Here is a 16,105-nt window from a genome sequence, read left to right on the forward strand (position 1 = left end):
CCTAAATCCCCCAATTTTGGGGGACTTTTAGAAGCAAATTGACTCTTGTTCCCCCCAAAGTTGGGGGGCTAGGGGGGCAAAATTCAGTATCAAAAAACTTGGGATATATCCTCTAAAGAGGGTTTCAGGAGAACGGTAGTGATAAGCATGTAGTGATTTGGCTAGGGTCTGGTCAAAGTAACGGAAGCTAAAATCACTACTTGTATACCACTACCTCCTATGAGAGCAAAACCTTAAGCATATGCTGATAGCTGATAGCTAATAGCTGATAGCTTACACAAAAGCTAATTCGTGATATAATCCTGTAGAGCTTTAACTCCCAGTGGTTGCGACTGTAGTGAACGAATTGCGGCTGCTGTGGCTTTAGCACTAGCAATTGTAGTCACAATCGGAATCTTATAGCCTAATGCTGTTCGACGAATTAACAGCCCATCGGCATAGGCATCTTCTCCAGAAGGGGTATTAATAATTAGCTGAATCTTTTGATTCTTAATCCAATCCAAGACATGGGGACGTCCTTCATGGAGTTTTAACACCAACTCTACATCCAGTCCATGCTCTTGCAGCACCTTGCGAGTCCCATCGGTTGCCACCAGCTCGAATCCCAACTCGATAAAGTCTTTCGCCACTGGTACTACATTTTGCTTGTCTCGGTGATTGGTAGAAACGAATACTGTGCCAGACAGGGGTAAACGCTGACCAGCTGCTAATTCTGCTTTGGCAAATGCCTTGCCAAAATCTGTGTCAATCCCCATTACTTCCCCAGTAGAACGCATTTCTGGTCCGAGGAGGGTGTCTGTACCAGGAAATTTCTCAAAGGGCAATACCGCTTCTTTGACTGCAATGTGCTTAGGGCTAGCTTCTTCAGTTAACCCAAGGGATTCCAAGGTCTCACGGGACATAACCCGAGATGCTAACCCCGCCAGGGGTACCCCTGTTGCCTTGGAAACATAGGGAATTGTTCGGGATGCTCTGGGATTGGCTTCGAGAATGTAAACGGTTTCCCCCTGCACCGCAAATTGAATATTCATCAACCCCACCACCTTCAAAGCTTTGGCCAGCTGGTAAGTCCAAGTGCGCATAGTTTCCAAAGCAACGGGTGTTAGAGAGGTGTGGGGTAAAGAACAAGCGGAGTCCCCGGAGTGAATCCCTGCCTGTTCGATGTGTTCCATGATGCCACCAATCACTACCCGACCAGTATGATCTGCGATCGCATCCACATCTACCTCTACTGCATTCTCTAAAAACTTATCAATCAGAATTGGATGCTCTGGTTCCACCTGCACCGCAAACTTCATGTAGCGTTTCAAATCCTCATCGGAATAGACAATTTCCATAGCCCGTCCCCCCAACACATAAGACGGACGCACCACCACTGGATAACTAATCCGCTTGGCCACCTCTAGTGCTTCCCCATAACTGCGAGCAATTCCATTGGGTGGCTGCTTAATATCTAACTTCCGCAAAATCTTCTCAAACCGCTCCCGATCCTCAGCTACGTCGATTGAGTCGGGAGAGGTTCCCCAAATTTGGGTTACCAGTTGTTGGTTGCCAACCTTCAACCTGCTAACCTTCAAGGCTTCTTGCAACGGCACTGCTAACTTAAGCGGTGTCTGTCCCCCAAATTGAACAATAATCCCTTCCGGATTTTCTGCCTCAATAATATTGAGTACATCCTCTTTGGTCAGGGGCTCAAAATATAAGCGATCGCTTGTATCATAATCTGTAGAAACTGTCTCTGGGTTGGAGTTTACCATGATTGTCTCAAACCCCTGCTTACTCAGAGCATAAGATGCATGACAACAGCAATAGTCAAACTCAATTCCCTGACCAATCCGGTTTGGTCCCCCACCTAAAATCATCACCTTCCGCTGATCCGAAGGTATTACTTCCGACTCTTCTTCATAAGTGGAGTAATAATAAGGTGTAAATGCCTCAAACTCTGCTGCACAGGTATCTACTAGCTTATATGCTGGTACTACTCCTAGATGCTTACGGTATTCACGCACCTCATCTTCCGAGGTCTTGGTAGCAAAAGCAATTTGGTGATCGCTAAATCCCTGACGTTTGACTGCCCATAACTGCTCTTTGTTCAAGGTTTCCAATGGGGTACGTTTGAGGAATTTTGAGGTTTCCAGCAATTCCGCCAATTTATCCAAAAACCAGGGGTCAATTCCTGTGAGTTCCTGTACTTCTTCTAGGGTCATCCCTAGCATCAAACCATGACCCACCGTGAAGATACGTTCTGGATTCGGGGTTCGTAAACCATAGCGCACTTGTTCGAGAGATGGCAGCTTTTCTTTGCGATCGCATCCCCACCCAAACCGTCCAGTTTCCAGGGAGCGCAAGGCTTTCTGAAACGATTCGAGAAATGTCCGTCCAATCGCCATGGCTTCTCCCACTGACTTCATCTGAGTCGTAAGGATTGCTTGACTACCGGGAAACTTCTCAAAGGCAAACCGGGGTACCTTAGTTACCACATAGTCAATAGTTGGTTCAAAGGAAGCAGGAGTTTGTTTAGTAATATCGTTGGGAATTTCATTGAGGGTATATCCCACGGCTAATTTAGCAGCAAACTTAGCAATCGGGAACCCTGTTGCTTTCGAGGCTAGGGCAGAACTGCGGGAAACCCGAGGATTCATCTCAATTACAATGACCTGGCCATTGATGGGATTCACAGCAAACTGAATATTTGACCCCCCGGTTTCAACCCCAATCTCCCGAATAATTTTAATCGAGTAATCCCGTAACCGTTGGTATTCCTTATCCGTCAGGGTTTGAGCGGGAGCAACAGTAATCGAATCCCCAGTATGAATCCCCATCGGGTCAACATTTTCAATCGAGCAGATAATTACTACATTATCTGCCAAATCTCGCATCACCTCTAACTCATACTCCTTCCAGCCCAACAAAGACTGTTCCACCAGGATTTGAGACACTGGCGAAGCATCCAAACCCCCCTGAGCCATTGTTTCGTATTCTTCTTTGTTATAGGCAATGCCACCACCACTACCCCCCAGGGTAAAAGCCGGGCGAATAATCAGCGGGTAAGAGCCGATTTTTTGTGCGATCGCTTTAGCCTCTTTGAGATTATTCGCAATTCCCGAAGGACAGACCCCTACCCCAATCCTTTCCATTGCTTCCTTGAACAACAGGCGGTCTTCAGCCTTTTCTATCGCCTCTAGCTTTGCCCCAATTAGCTCCACTCCATGCTTTTCCAAAACCCCATTCTTCGCTAGGTCAACCGCAATATTCAGAGCCGTCTGACCCCCCATGGTTGGCAGTAAAGCACATGGTTGTTCTTTTTCGATCACCTTCTCGACGATTTCTGGGGTTAGGGGCTCGATGTAGGTACGGTCAGCCGTTTCTGGGTCAGTCATGATACTAGCTGGATTAGAGTTTACCAGTACCACTTCATAGCCTTCTTCCCGGAGTGCCTTACAAGCCTGAGTCCCGGAATAGTCAAACTCACAGGCTTGTCCAATCACAATCGGACCAGAACCGAGGAGCAAGATTTTGTGAATATCGTCGCGGCGGGGCATAGTGGTTGCTCTGTGGTGAGATGAACGTTATTAGATCCTGACTATTATATGCTTGCTTGCCAAATTATTCCCTAGTTATTTATCCAGCTTTTACAAAGCATCTAGCTTTTTATCCAGCTTTTACCCAACAAACCTGATTTGTTGACAGTTGACGGTTTACAGTCAACGGTTGAGTTAACCATTTTGATTAAAGCTGTCAAACTAGAGGTAGCGATTTTGCCTGTGAGTGCTATGACCGTTGCCAAGAATTCAGAAGCCACTGCGGAAGTCAATGTAATGGCTGAGTCAGAAAGTATTATCATTCCACCATGTGATTTATGGAGTGATGAACCGCCCTTGGAAAGCGATCGCCATCGAGATCAAATTGAGCTGTTACTTGCTTGCCTGAAGTGGTGGTGGCGAGAACGAAGCGACTTCTATGCTACTGGGAATCTCACTATCTATTTCAGTCCTGAACATATTACCACCAGAGACTTTAGAGGACCCGACTTTTTTGTGGTACTCGGTACGGAAAATCGACCCCGCAAAAGTTGGGTATTATGGGCAGAACAAGGAAAATATCCCAATGTGATTATTGAACTGCTCTCTAACAGTACAGCTAAAGTTGACAAGGGATTAAAGAAAATCCTCTACCAAGATACTTTCAGAACACCAGAATATTTCTGGTTTCACCCCGATACCCTCGATTTCCAGGGATTTCGCCTGATGGGAGGCCAGTATCAACCCCTCGACCCTAATACTCAGGGGTGGCTGTGGAGTCAGCAGTTGGAATTATTTTTAGGTGTGCATAATTCCCAACTACGGTTTTTCAGTGAAGATCAGCAATTGGTACCAACACCAGACGAGAGAGCTCAAGCTGCTCAACAACAAGCTCAAGTTGAACGGCAACAAAGAGAATTGGCAGAAAAGCGGGTAGAGGAATTGCTAGCTAGACTCAAAGAGTTAGGTGATGAGTCAGATGCTTGATTCTCGCCATTGCTCCAACGGGCATTGGTCAACTAACTAGAAAACTAGGTAAATCCATGATCAGCTGATCGAGTGATTAGGGGGTTAATTGCTAATTTTCAATTTTTAATTGATACTTTTTCATTGAAATTAAGGCGAGAAGCGCTATAATTATCCAATAAAGCATTGGGGAAAGACAATCATGCCTCCTTCTCCTTTTCCAGGAATGGATCCCTATTTAGAGCATCCCAGCGCTTGGCCGAATGTTCATCATCGACTAATTACTGCAATTGCCGACTTTTTGGCTCCCCAACTGCTTCCCAAATATCAAGTTCTGATTGAAGAGCGAATCTATCAAACTATAGGAACAGATTCAGTCCTAGTTGGCATTCCCGATGCAGCAGTAAAACTAACTCAGACAACAGCCAATCCCACACAAACCAATCCCACACAAACCAATGTTGCTGTTGCCTCAGCGCCAAGTCAGCCAACAAAAGTTATTTTACCAATTCCTGAAAAAGTTAGGCAGCGATGCAGCGCGGTCTTGGGGGTTTCCCCCATGAGCGACTGCATCAAGACAAGGACATTTAGAGATACGGGAGATCGCCACAAGTAACCTGGTGACAGCGCTTGAAGTTCTTTCCCCGACCAATAAACGCTCAGGAGAAGGACGCAATCAGTATGAAAGAAAGCGTCAAACTATATTAGGAAGTTCAACCCATTTAGTGGAAATTGATTTATTGCGGCAGTGGGAACCTATGCCTACCTTAAGTAATGGCATTCAGACCCATTATCGAGTTCTGGTCAGTCAAAATCATCGCCGCCCTCAAGCTGATTTATATGCCTTTAATTTGCCAGATTCGATTCCTACCTTTCCACTCCCTTTGCAACCAGAAGATACTGAACCCCTTGTCAATTTACAAGAGTTATTTGATGGAGTTTATGACCGCTCAGGGTATAGCTTTGTTATTGATTATACTCGCGAACCAGTACCGGTGTTGTCAGAAGCCGATGCAGCTTGGGCTGATGGGTTGTTACGGCAAAAGGGACTGAGGTGATTGTTGATTATCAGCTGATTAATCCTCAAGCCAATTTTCATATAAGCGATCGGTAAGCATATGCGCTACGCGCACGCTACTTGAGGTGCCCTCAGCGGTCAGCCGTCAGCTTATTTTATAGCGGTTTTCCATTGAGTTAGGTACAGATTCATGGGTTTTAGGGAACAGCGGATCACAGGAACAGGCAACAGAGAAGACGGAAGACGGAAGTTGGAAGTGGGGAAAAATCCTGTTCACCTTATAGTTATGAAAAACGCTGTATTCAAAAGCAGCGATTGCACTACGCGCACCCTGCGCGAACAGTACCTTGGCCACAGGCCTTTGGCACCTCAAGTAGCGTGCGCGTAGCGCTAATCGCTGTTCGCTGATAGCTGATAGCTGATAGCTGATAGCTGATAGCTGATAGCTGATAGCTGAATGCTTACGTGATAAGTATAGTTTTTTATAGTTTCTATTCAACAATTATCAAGGATCCACCCAGCGACCATCAGCTTTAATTAAATTAATCAATTCCTGTACTCCTTTATCTTCAGGTACCCTTTTAATTTCCTCCTTACCGCGATACAGAGAAATATAGCCTGCTTGCTTACCCACATAACCATAGTCAGCATCAGCCATTTCCCCAGGGCCATTAACAATACACCCCATCACAGCAATATCTAAGCCAGTGAGGTGTTTAGTAGCTTCCCGCACCTTATGCAGAACTTCCTCTAAATTAAATAAAGTACGACCACAGGACGGACAAGCCACATACTCCACCATAGTTTTCCGCAATCCCAGAGCTTGCAGAATACTGTAGCAAACAGGAATCTCTTTTTCTGGGGCTTCCGTAAGAGAGACACGAATCGTATCACCAATCCCCTCAGCTAGCAGAGTAGCAATACCAGCAGTAGACTTAATCCGTCCATATTCCCCATCCCCGGCTTCAGTAACACCTAAATGCAACGGGTAATCCATCCCCAACTGATTCATTCGCCGTACCATTAAGCGATAGGCGGCTAGCATCACAGGTACCCGTGAAGCCTTGAGGGAGATCACCAAATTGCGGAAATCGAGGGATTCACAGATACGAATAAATTCCAGAGCAGATTCCACCATCCCTTCTGGGGTATCACCGTAGGTAAACAGCATCCGTTCCGCTAGGGAACCGTGATTGACTCCGATGCGCATAGCTTTCCCTTGGTCACGGAGGGAAATGACTAGGGGTTCTAGGGTTTCCCGAATTTTTTCCCCAATTTCCTCAAATTCAGCTTCAGTGTATTCACTGCGATTGGCTTTGGGCTTTTCAAATACATACAATCCTGGATTAATCCGCACCTTATCCACATGCTTGGCAACTTCCAGAGCAATTTTCATGCCATTGTGATGGACATCAGCTACTAGAGGCACCGATTGATAGGTCGCTGCTAGTTTCTCTTTGATTTCGGCTAGGGCTTTAGCATGTGCCATACTCGGAACAGTGACACGGACAATCTCGCAACCAATCTCGTGCAAGCGGCGAATAGCAGCAACGGAACCATTGATATCTAAGGTATCTTCATTAATCATCGATTGCACCACCACCGGGTATCCCCCGCCAATAGTGACATTAGCCACTCTGACAGGGCGGGTTTGACGGCGGTGGATAGTAGTATCGAAAGCTGGTAATGTAGCAGCCCTTTGAGGTGTGCTTAGAGTTTGCATAACCTGTTAGTTGCTTTGGCTTAGCGAAAATAGTAGGTTTTTGTATTTATTCTCTTAGGTTCCCATAGAATCAGGCGCTTTTGGCTTAGGGGTGAGAGTTTTCTACTCAGGAAAGTCGGTAATCACCCATTCATTTAGGGGGTTGAGATAGTTTCTTGAGCCGTGCTTCCTCACGGTGCGCGTTCACGCTTAGCTTTGAAAAAGCGCGGGGTCGCACCGCTGCCAACTCTAACATTTTGTCCAATGAAGTACCGTTAATGAACTGGGATGCCTCAGCAAGGTATTGTTTATTGGGGCATTTGTTACCTAAGATAGAACCGTTGATGCAGTCTTGGGCACAATTTACATTAACTTCCACAGTACTCTCAGAGATGGTTATAGCTAGTAATGACCACCCGGGCAAATTACATTCCTCATTGGCTAAAGTCATTGCTCTCAATTTTACGTTTTTCAGGAGTCGCTTGTTTGTCTCAACTTGCTGTTCAAATTCAATTCTCTATATAATCAACTAAAGCTTTTTAATGAAATCAATTCAAATGCTAAAAGAGGTTATTGGAGTTTTCACTATGCGTCTTATTTATTAGTTCCTCAATATCTTGAGCATAAAAATCCCATAGAACAGCGAAAAATTGCTATAGATATAGCCAATCAATTAAAATACCAATTTACATTTGATATAGCTAGGTATACAGTTCACTATAATTCCCCTATCTTAAAACATGAAGACACTTATAATCCGACAAATATAGGAAACGAAGTTATTGATATTTTTTTAAAAAATTAATCTAAACAGCTATGGTGTAATTACAATTACCAAGCCCGTATTTTTGTCAAGCAAATTAAAAATTTAAATTATAGAGACTTTAAGCAAAGTCTGAAAAAATATTTATTAATTTACGTACATAATCATAAATCCTTAGCCATAGTAAATAGTAAAATTTATCAAAAAATCGATCAACTCTACATTGACTATAACCAATCAACTATAACCCTCGACTTAATTCTGCGCACCTTCAGAAGATTAGTGGAGCTTTTTACGACTGAAGATAGTCAGGAACCATCTCCTCTATTTATTTTACTAACAACTCAATAATACGCGCTCACTATTGTTAGTATTTTGCTCAAAATTGTTTTAATTTGTAAGTACGTCAAAGCACATCTAGACGTTTGTATTGCTCAAATAATTTGCTATTACGAAAACTCTCCAGAGCAATAGTGTTAGTGGTTGATAAATTTTTGGGAATTTTTCAATATTGTTCTAGGGATTTACACTCAAAATATTGAATATAATCTAATTAAAATCGGATAAGATGATCAGCCAGATAATCCGAGGGTTATTTCTTCGGATAGCTATAGAGTATTTCCACAATTAAAAGGGTCTGACCTGCGTGGTACTAATCTTAGTGGTGCCGATTTACGTAATACGAAATTAAGGGCTGCTGACCTGCGTGGTGCTAATCTTAGTGGTGCCAATTTAAGTCAGGCTGACTTAAGCCTTGCTAAACTCAGTGGGGCTAACTTAAGCGCTGCTAATCTTAGTGGTGTCAAGTTAATCACAGCTGACCTGAATAGTGCTGATTTGAGTAGTACCAACCTAAGGGGTGCTGATTTACGTCGTACTAATTTACAGCAAGCAAATCTCAGCAATGCCAGTTTGAACGAGACTAATCTGGTTCATGCTGACTTACAACATGCTGATTTGAGCGATGCCAACCTTAGTGGTGCTAGTTTGCAAAATGCCAAACTCAGTGGGGTCAACCTTAGTGGTGCTAACCTTAATCGAGGTGACTTACGCCATACTAAGCTCAATCATGCCAACCTCAGGGGTGCCAAATTGACGCAAGCTAACCTGAATAACCCTAAGCTGTGTCAAGCCAACCTCTGTCAAGCCAAGCTAAACCATAGCAATCTCAATCACGTAAACTTAGATAGTGCTAACCTTACTCAGGCTCACCTGCGTGGTGCTTCTCTGAATTATGCCAGCTTAAGGAAGACTAACCTTAGCTATGCTCAATTAAGTCATGCTCAGTTGAGTTATGGAGACCTCAGTGGTAGTGAACTCAGTTATGCTCAACTGCGTCACGTCGATCTGACTAATGCTGACTTGAGTCAGACAAATTTGATGGGTACTAACCTATTTGGTAGTAATCTTCAGAAAGCCAATGTCCAAGGTGCTAAATTTTGGTACAACGCAGTTTTGCCTGATAAAATTCAACCTGAGCTAGAACAGCGAGGAGCTATATTTATTGTTAATGGTTAATTGTTATTTAATTTTTAATGGTTAATTGACGAACAACTAAGAATGATCAAGTTTTCTAAGCAGTCAGCTATCATTCTTAAGCAGTCAGCTGAATGTTTAGGAATGATAAGTATTCAATCGGACACAATGCTACAGTGAAAGTGTCTGATATTAATGAACCTGCTTTTGCGTTGTTGCTGCCATGAGTAATTCTGCTTCCGTAAACACCAGTAACTTTTGGGACTTTGATTTTACAGCCCCTCAACCGACACAGGATACAGATTTGCTTAGGCAGCTGAATTTCGTTCCAGGGTTAAAAGACATTCTCATGGTGCGTCAGGTTCATGCTCTAGAACACGCTACTGTCTGGGTTCTAAGTCAGCGCTATGGTGCTAGTGGTGCTGGTGCAACCCCTAGCACTCCTCCATCAGATAATAATGCGATAGGAGGACTATCAACTGACCAAGGATTTTATCTCTATGGTCAGGTAAATTTGGCTGAGTTGAGACGAGCAGTACCCACTGCCCTAGAGCGACTGACTAGGGGAGAATGGAATATGGCTATCCACCCCCGCTGCGGCACGAATCTCTCAGTAGCAGTGTTTTTAGGTGCTGGACTAGGGTTGGCAGTTCATCTGTTACTGCCGCGAGGACCGATTGAACAACTGTTGGGTCTTGGCTTTGCAGGGGTGGCTGCTACTCAACTAACACCTGATTTGGGGAACTTAGCGCAACGATACTTAACTACTGCCATTCCTTTTAACCTGGCGATTGTAGACATTAGGGAAACATCTGATATCTGGGGACGTCCAGCCCATTTTGTCCAGATGCGATGGATTGACTAAGCTTCAATTGTGATTTGTCTTTGGTTAGATGAGTCCAAGAGAACCGACCGACTTATACCAATTCTTAAAATTAAGACTACAAATGGAGATGGAGATGGGGAGATGAGGAGATTTTGATTAATGGTGATTATCCGAACATGAAATAAGATGCAAGCTTTAGATGCAAGCTTGGCCAGAAAAAAAATCCCAAATTCAGACGTTATATGTAACATATATAACGTCTGAACTTTCTTGATTTATCCTGGCTAGGAGAACATTAACTGTTTCGAGAAAGGGAAGCTTTTCCAGTAGCACGTAAGCTGACTGCTGATAGCTGTTCGCGCAGCGTGCGCGTAGCGCATAAGCTTACGGTTATTAAACTCTAGCGCCACAGTTGTGAAAAGACTGAGCTCAGTTTTTGAGTCAATCCCAAGCTCTGGGATTGACTAGCTTCTTGAACCCCCGGTTCATCCTCTGGTGAATTGCCAGGGGAAATATAGCCTGCAGGAACCACCAGCAACGTAATCCCGTGTCGGCCCACCACAGTCACTTGCTCATCAGGCACAAGGGTAACTTGGGAATCATGATCACATAACCGGGCGGGCCAGTATGTGGCTTTAAATTTGACTCGCCCAGGCTTGGTCGGGGTAATGGTACGTTCTACCTTGCCGACGCCTGGTTGTGGAAATAGGATGGAATCAGGAGCCTGTACATTAATCATGTGTGTTCACCTCGTTTGACTGATTATGTTATTCTGTTCAGCCTGCTTGGTACAAAACGTTTTAACCAGGTAAAATCTGGCAACGTAGGCTGAATGTGAAATTTTTTTGCCTTAAGTGGCGATTAACCCGTGCCATAGATAGGGTTTCAGTCAACAGAGCATCGGTATTCTCCAGTGATATAGGTATTTTTAGCTTCAACAGAAAATTCCGATCTTCCTGAAAACTAGCCTTAAATTCGGCAACGGAAACGTTTATTGGTTAAAGATTAGATACACTTCCCGGCATTCAACGAATGACACAAGGAACCATTCTTCCTAAGGAGAGTAAACACTTCAGGATTAGGTAAGTTAGAGAATTAGAAACATTTTGTTAAAATCCACATCCTTTAAAAGTTTGGTAAGTGCACTACTGTATCAAGGTACTGTCCTTAAAACCCTGGAATAGGACAAATGCGTTCACTGATACACCCTGAAACGATTGAATAACGCTTTCAACCTAAACATGACCTAGAGTGATTATTTAAGGCTCAACCTAGATACAAGACCGCAGACGCAACTGACAAGCTGTAGATACATTTAAGACTCAGTAGATGCACTATGTATTCTTATTCTACGTGTGTATCGAAGAATCTGCCACCCTAGAGTAAAAGATTTTCAGACTACAACAGACAATTGTTACTATAGGCAACTTCCTCCAGGAATAATACCAGATTTTCTTGAAAAATGTCACTTATCTGTTGGAGGCGGGAAACAAGCTGAAAAATTTCCAATCCCCAAGTTTACTATAAGTTTACATCTTTTACAGAAAATTGGTATAACAATACACAATTCATCATTTTCCCCTGACATCAAAACTATTAAATTATGCCAACTGTTAGTTTAATTCATGCTGATTCCTATAATCCACAACTCTTACGAGCTTCCTTGGAAAGGCTGCTAGAACCTTTGGGAGGGATGAGTGCTTTTGTTAAGAAAGGTAATTCGGTTCTGCTTAAACCTAATTTACTTACTGCTGGTCGTCCTGGTAAAGAATGTATCACTCGCCCTGAAATTGTTTACTGCGTGGCTCAACTAGTCAAAGAAGCTGGGGGTAAACCCTTTTTCGGAGATAGCCCAGCCTTTGGGAGTGCTAGGGGTGTGGCTAAGGCGAATGGCTATCTGCCAATGATGACAGAACTTGATATCCCTATGGTGGAATTCCACGGCAAGGGTTATGAAACTGCTAGCGAAACCTTTAATCATCTGCGTTTGTCTAAAGAGGCCATGAATGCCGATGTGGTGATTAACCTACCGAAGGTAAAATCCCACATGCAGTTGACCTTGACCATGGGGGTCAAGAATTTATTCGGCTGTGTTCCGGGAAAAATGAAAGCCTGGTGGCATATGGAAGCGGGTAAGGATGAGACGCGCTTTGGGGAAATGCTGGTGGAAACAGCACGGGCGATTAATCCGGAGTTGACTATCATTGATGGCATTATTGGTCAGGAAGGGAATGGTCCGATTGGTGGTGAACCGAGACATTTGGGGATCTTAGGAGCATCAGAGGATGTCTTTGCTCTCGATCGCTCAATAGTGGAAATTCTCAATGTTGAGCCAGCCCTGGTTCCTACCCTGGCAGCTCAAAAACGGCTGGGGTTGTTGCCAGACTTAGCAGAGATTGACTTTCCTTACCATCGACCTCTAGAAATCCAAGTGAGGGATTGGAAACTACCTGATACTATGAAACCGATTGATTTTGGTATGCCTCGAGTAATTAGGTCTACCTTTAAGCATTTATATATCCGGCTTATCAAAGAGCCAATTAATGCTTATGGTAAAAGCTAGACAATCAGGGGTATTTGGTAAAATTTGCTACAACAGGATCCTAGATTAACCAAGTAACCTAGAGTTACCCTCCGATTGCTTAACCATGCCGCCCTATTATTGCTAGCGGCGGTTTTTTATTGATTAGTAATTAGTCATGGGTGAATACCAGAAAACTTGTTACTGGCCACAAAGCACTAATTACTAATCACTAATCACTAATCACTAATCACTAAGCTGGTCATGGGTGAATACCAGAAAACTTGTTACTGGCCACAAAGGACTAATTACTAATCACTAAGCTGGTGATTGGTGAATACCAGAAGACATAGTCCGACTTTGTATAATTAATTACTCTCTAGCTCCACTATTGGTCAAGTCCAGCAAACAGTGATAGAGTTCTTCGTTACTTTTAAGAGACCGAAGGTGACATTGAAAAAGTCAAACAGCCTGATGGGTCTAGGTTTGAGGAAGTAGCGATTAGCCCGAAGGGCTACGCTACGCGATCGCAGCCATCTATACATTGAGCACTCAGCTAATGCCCTAGGCGCACGCTACGCGAACAGTCATCAGCACTCAGCCTCTACAGCTAATACCGGACAAGCTGAAGCCTGTGGGTCAAACGCTTCAGCAGTCAGGAGTCAGGAGTCGGGAGTCTACTTAACCTACACGCAAACTACTATAACTACAGGGTGGTGGATGATTTGGTGTTACCCAAAGGATTTACCTAGGACGTGATAGCCCCTTGGGAAGATCCAGTGAGCGATTCCCGATTTGGTTACAATAATGACTATCTCTCGTTTATCTAAATTGGTGAGGACTCTGGCTACCTCACCTTTAATTGTGAATACATCAGTGCTTTCCCCTGAATGCAAAGTTATCAGAAGGTGTTAGGGCAATCCCTGCCTTTTGAGGAGGTAAAAGCAGCATTGAAGACAGCAGCAAAGAAGGGGATGAATGCTTTATAGTTGCCGGATAGTGACCCAATCAAAGGTAAAATTTGGCTTCTTTGTAAAGAAGCATTAACTGACCAGGGGATGGGGGTGATTTCCCTAGGTATCTAGGAGAGTTTCCGTCCGCCAAAACCAGAGCCTGCAAAATATGATCCCATTTGCGTTGAAGCAGCACCCATTAACATAGAAGTGTCAAAACTTGGTAAACTAACACCTTTGGAGAGCCATGTCAGAGCTTACACTCTCTAAAACTATAGAGTCAATGGCAGTGGCAGCGCCACCCACTCAGGCCGACCTTCCCTGTGACGATGATATACCAATGGAAACCGCACGGCACAAAGCCCAAATGGATCTGCTCATTTATACCCTATCGCCTTGGCTAGATAATAGGTCGGATGGCTATGTCGGTGGTAATATGTTTGTTTACTACAGCGTTGCCCAACTCAAAAATAAGGACTATAAAGGACCAGATTTCTTTGTTGCTCTAGATGTACCCAAGGGAGAGCGTCGAAGCTGGGTGATTTGGGAGGAGGAAAAGGCTCCTGACGTGATTATCGAACTTTTGTCGGCAAGCACTGCTGAGCGTGACAAAAACGAGAAAAAGCAGATTTATCAAAATCAGATGCGTGTGCCAGAGTATTTCTGGTTTGATCCTTTCAATCCAGATGATTGGGCTGGATTTCATCTCCAAAATAGAGTTTACCAACCGATAGAACCTAATCAGCAAAACCAACTGGTATCTGAAGCATTAGGTTTGAGCTTGGTGCGTTGGCATGGTGATTATAACGGCATCGAAGCAACTTGGTTACGCTGGGCAAATTTAGATGGGGAGTTACTGCCCACTTCTGAGGAAAAAGCTGAGCAAGAACAACAAAGAGCCGATCAAGAACAACAAAGAGCCGATCAAGAACAACAAAGAGCTGAACAAGAACAACAAAGAGCTGAACAAGAACGGCAAAGAGCTGATCAAGAACAACAAAGAGCCGATCAAGAACAACAAAGAGCCGATCAAGAACAACAAAGGGCTGATCAAGCGGAGTCTCAGTTGCAGCAGGTGGCGCAGAGCTTGTTAGAGCAAGGGATGACGGTGGAGCAGGTGGCCAATCGAACAGGTCTGTCTGAATCTCAGGTGGCAGAATTTGGTAACTAAAAGGAGGGTTTTTCTGGTTTTCTTTTCCCTTGGTGGGTGGGCGCACGCCCTGCCCCCCTACGGTGGTACTTTGATTGAGCTGAGGGTCTAATTATATCCCCTTCATGGGATTGGCCTACGGCCACGCTACGCGAACGCATGACTTGCTTTAGTAAAAATGTACCAAATAAGAGAAAATTAAGAGACAATCCGATCAGTGTTGGCAATCGAGATATGCGATGCTAAGTATTGAGCCGCTAAGCGAACGCATTAACACTGCTGTCTATTGTGTTGGAATCGATAACCAAGATCCAAATTAAAGCTGAGGGCTGATAGCACCTCAAGTAGCACCATCTGTAGCGCATTAGCTGACAGCTGAATGCTCACCATCGTGAGACAATAGACCATTAGTTAAGAAAATGACTTCAGTGACACCTCAACCTGCCAAACATAAAAAAGCGAGAGCCTTAAAACCAAGTAGCCGACGCCCTGCCAAGGAACTGTGTAGCGAGTGTGGACTTTGTGATACATACTATATCCATTATGTCAAGGAAGCTTGTGCATTCTTAAACCAGCAAATAGCTGACTTGGAAACAAAAGCCCATGGACGTAGTCGCAATCTAGATCATCCAGATGATTGGTACTTTGGTGTTAACCAGAAGATGCTCACGGCTAAGAAGATTAAGCCGATAGAAGGGGCGCAGTGGACAGGAATTGTCAGTACCATTGCTATGGAAATGCTCAAGCAGGGTAAAGTTGAAGGTGTAGTCTGTGTCCAAAACACTGAAGAAGACCGCTTTCAGCCGATGCCGATCATTGCTCGTACCCCAGAGGAGGTGTTAGCAGCACGGGTGAATAAGCCTACCTTGTCTCCTAACCTCTCTGTGTTAGAGCAAGTGGAACAATCAGGGATGAAGCGATTATTAGTAATTGGTGTTGGCTGCCAAATCCAAGCATTGCGATCAGTGCAAAACGAACTCGGTTTAGAAAAACTCTATGTTTTAGGTACGCCCTGTGTCGATAATGTCAACCGTGAGGGGTTGCAAAAATTTCTGGAAACCACCAGCCGTTCACCAGAAACGGTGGTACATTACGAGTTTATGCAGGATTTCCGGATTCACTTTAAACATGAGGATGGCTCGATTGAGAAAGTACCTTTCTTTGGCTTAAAGACTAATCAACTCAAAGATGTGTTTGCCTACTCTTGTA

At 44.1% G+C, this 16,105-nt stretch carries 12 protein-coding genes and 2 pseudogenes; 8 read left to right on the top strand and 6 right to left on the bottom strand.

Features of this window, described 5'->3' with window-relative positions; all coding sequences use genetic code 11:
- Positions 1–284: 284 nt before the first annotated feature.
- Entirely contained in the window at positions 285–3,542 is a 3,258-nt protein-coding gene (gene carB, locus F6K20_RS05045; RefSeq protein ID WP_287293960.1) for a carbamoyl-phosphate synthase large subunit, read from the bottom strand.
- A gap of 231 nt (positions 3,543–3,773) precedes the next feature.
- On the opposite strand from carB, the gene F6K20_RS05050 reads away from it, so the two are divergent.
- The gene (locus F6K20_RS05050) at positions 3,774–4,508 is read left to right on the top strand and encodes a Uma2 family endonuclease (protein WP_287249622.1); all 735 of its coding nucleotides are present in this window, start codon (positions 3,774–3,776) and stop codon (positions 4,506–4,508) included.
- A gap of 181 nt (positions 4,509–4,689) precedes the next feature.
- Positions 4,690–5,545, top strand: a pseudogene (locus tag F6K20_RS40475) (DUF4058 family protein).
- 105 nt (positions 5,546–5,650) lie between these two features.
- Here F6K20_RS40475 and F6K20_RS05060 read toward each other — a convergent pair.
- The 3 genes from F6K20_RS05060 to F6K20_RS05070 all read right to left on the bottom strand — a co-directional run bounded on the left by F6K20_RS05060 (position 5,651) and on the right by F6K20_RS05070 (position 7,658).
- Positions 5,651–6,004: a hypothetical protein gene (locus F6K20_RS05060; RefSeq protein WP_287249604.1), complete on the bottom strand. Its 354-nt coding sequence runs from the start codon at positions 6,002–6,004 to the stop codon at positions 5,651–5,653.
- Between the two features lie 6 nt (positions 6,005–6,010).
- The gene (ispG, locus tag F6K20_RS05065) at positions 6,011–7,228 is read right to left on the bottom strand and encodes a (E)-4-hydroxy-3-methylbut-2-enyl-diphosphate synthase (RefSeq protein ID WP_287249601.1); all 1,218 of its coding nucleotides are present in this window, start codon (positions 7,226–7,228) and stop codon (positions 6,011–6,013) included.
- 130 nt (positions 7,229–7,358) lie between these two features.
- Complete coding sequence (locus F6K20_RS05070) at positions 7,359–7,658, bottom strand: hypothetical protein (RefSeq protein WP_008187964.1); 300 nt, start codon at positions 7,656–7,658, stop codon at positions 7,359–7,361.
- 375 nt (positions 7,659–8,033) lie between these two features.
- On the opposite strand from F6K20_RS05070, the pseudogene F6K20_RS40480 reads away from it, so the two are divergent.
- The 3 genes and pseudogenes from F6K20_RS40480 to F6K20_RS05080 form a co-directional block, all read left to right on the top strand.
- Positions 8,034–8,444, top strand: a pseudogene (locus F6K20_RS40480) (Sll1247 family protein); the annotation flags it as partial.
- A 120-nt stretch (positions 8,445–8,564) separates the two neighbouring features.
- Positions 8,565–9,488: a pentapeptide repeat-containing protein gene (locus F6K20_RS05075; protein ID WP_081431919.1), complete on the top strand. Its 924-nt coding sequence runs from the start codon at positions 8,565–8,567 to the stop codon at positions 9,486–9,488.
- Positions 9,489–9,669: 181 nt separating this feature from the next.
- Complete coding sequence (locus F6K20_RS05080) at positions 9,670–10,311, top strand: DUF6391 domain-containing protein (protein ID WP_008187961.1); 642 nt, start codon at positions 9,670–9,672, stop codon at positions 10,309–10,311.
- A gap of 361 nt (positions 10,312–10,672) precedes the next feature.
- On the opposite strand, the gene F6K20_RS05085 is transcribed toward F6K20_RS05080, so the two are convergent.
- A complete protein-coding gene (locus F6K20_RS05085) occupies positions 10,673–11,011 on the bottom strand; it encodes an NfeD family protein (RefSeq protein WP_287249597.1) in 339 nt (112 codons plus the stop codon).
- Positions 11,012–11,875: 864 nt separating this feature from the next.
- On the opposite strand from F6K20_RS05085, the gene F6K20_RS05090 reads away from it, so the two are divergent.
- Positions 11,876–12,835 carry an Npun_F2552 family protein gene (locus F6K20_RS05090; RefSeq protein ID WP_008187959.1) on the top strand — a complete coding sequence of 320 codons (960 nt, stop codon included), beginning with the start codon at positions 11,876–11,878 and terminating at the stop codon, positions 12,833–12,835.
- Positions 12,836–13,993: 1,158 nt separating this feature from the next.
- Positions 13,994–14,917 carry a Uma2 family endonuclease gene (locus F6K20_RS05095; protein ID WP_044494600.1) on the top strand — a complete coding sequence of 308 codons (924 nt, stop codon included), beginning with the start codon at positions 13,994–13,996 and terminating at the stop codon, positions 14,915–14,917.
- A gap of 249 nt (positions 14,918–15,166) precedes the next feature.
- Here F6K20_RS05095 and F6K20_RS05100 read toward each other — a convergent pair whose 3' ends face one another.
- A complete protein-coding gene (locus tag F6K20_RS05100) occupies positions 15,167–15,304 on the bottom strand; it encodes a hypothetical protein (RefSeq protein ID WP_287249593.1) in 138 nt (45 codons plus the stop codon).
- 11 nt (positions 15,305–15,315) lie between these two features.
- Here F6K20_RS05100 and F6K20_RS05105 point away from each other — a divergent pair.
- On the top strand, positions 15,316–16,105 hold a 790-nt coding region (locus tag F6K20_RS05105; protein WP_287293962.1), incomplete at its 3' end, for a coenzyme F420 hydrogenase/dehydrogenase beta subunit N-terminal domain-containing protein.

It is taken from the genome of Moorena sp. SIO2C4, from assembly GCF_010672485.1.
In the GTDB taxonomy this organism is placed as follows: domain Bacteria; phylum Cyanobacteriota; class Cyanobacteriia; order Cyanobacteriales; family Coleofasciculaceae; genus Moorena; species Moorena producens.

What these genes read in the sequence shown, in the direction of transcription:
- F6K20_RS05085 (WP_287249597.1), bottom strand. Translation starts at nt 11,011, where the DNA reads ATGATTAATGTACAGGCTCCTGATTCCATCCTATTTCCACAACCAGGC.
- F6K20_RS05100 (WP_287249593.1), bottom strand. Translation starts at nt 15,304, where the DNA reads ATGGTCTATTGTCTCACGATGGTGAGCATTCAGCTGTCAGCTAATGCG.
- F6K20_RS05095 (WP_044494600.1), top strand. Translation starts at nt 13,994, where the DNA reads ATGTCAGAGCTTACACTCTCTAAAACTATAGAGTCAATGGCAGTGGCA.
- carB (WP_287293960.1), bottom strand. Translation starts at nt 3,542, where the DNA reads ATGCCCCGCCGCGACGATATTCACAAAATCTTGCTCCTCGGTTCTGGT.
- F6K20_RS05080 (WP_008187961.1), top strand. Translation starts at nt 9,670, where the DNA reads ATGAGTAATTCTGCTTCCGTAAACACCAGTAACTTTTGGGACTTTGAT.
- F6K20_RS05090 (WP_008187959.1), top strand. Translation starts at nt 11,876, where the DNA reads ATGCCAACTGTTAGTTTAATTCATGCTGATTCCTATAATCCACAACTC.
- ispG (WP_287249601.1), bottom strand. Translation starts at nt 7,228, where the DNA reads ATGCAAACTCTAAGCACACCTCAAAGGGCTGCTACATTACCAGCTTTC.
- F6K20_RS05050 (WP_287249622.1), top strand. Translation starts at nt 3,774, where the DNA reads ATGACCGTTGCCAAGAATTCAGAAGCCACTGCGGAAGTCAATGTAATG.
- F6K20_RS05070 (WP_008187964.1), bottom strand. Translation starts at nt 7,658, where the DNA reads ATGACTTTAGCCAATGAGGAATGTAATTTGCCCGGGTGGTCATTACTA.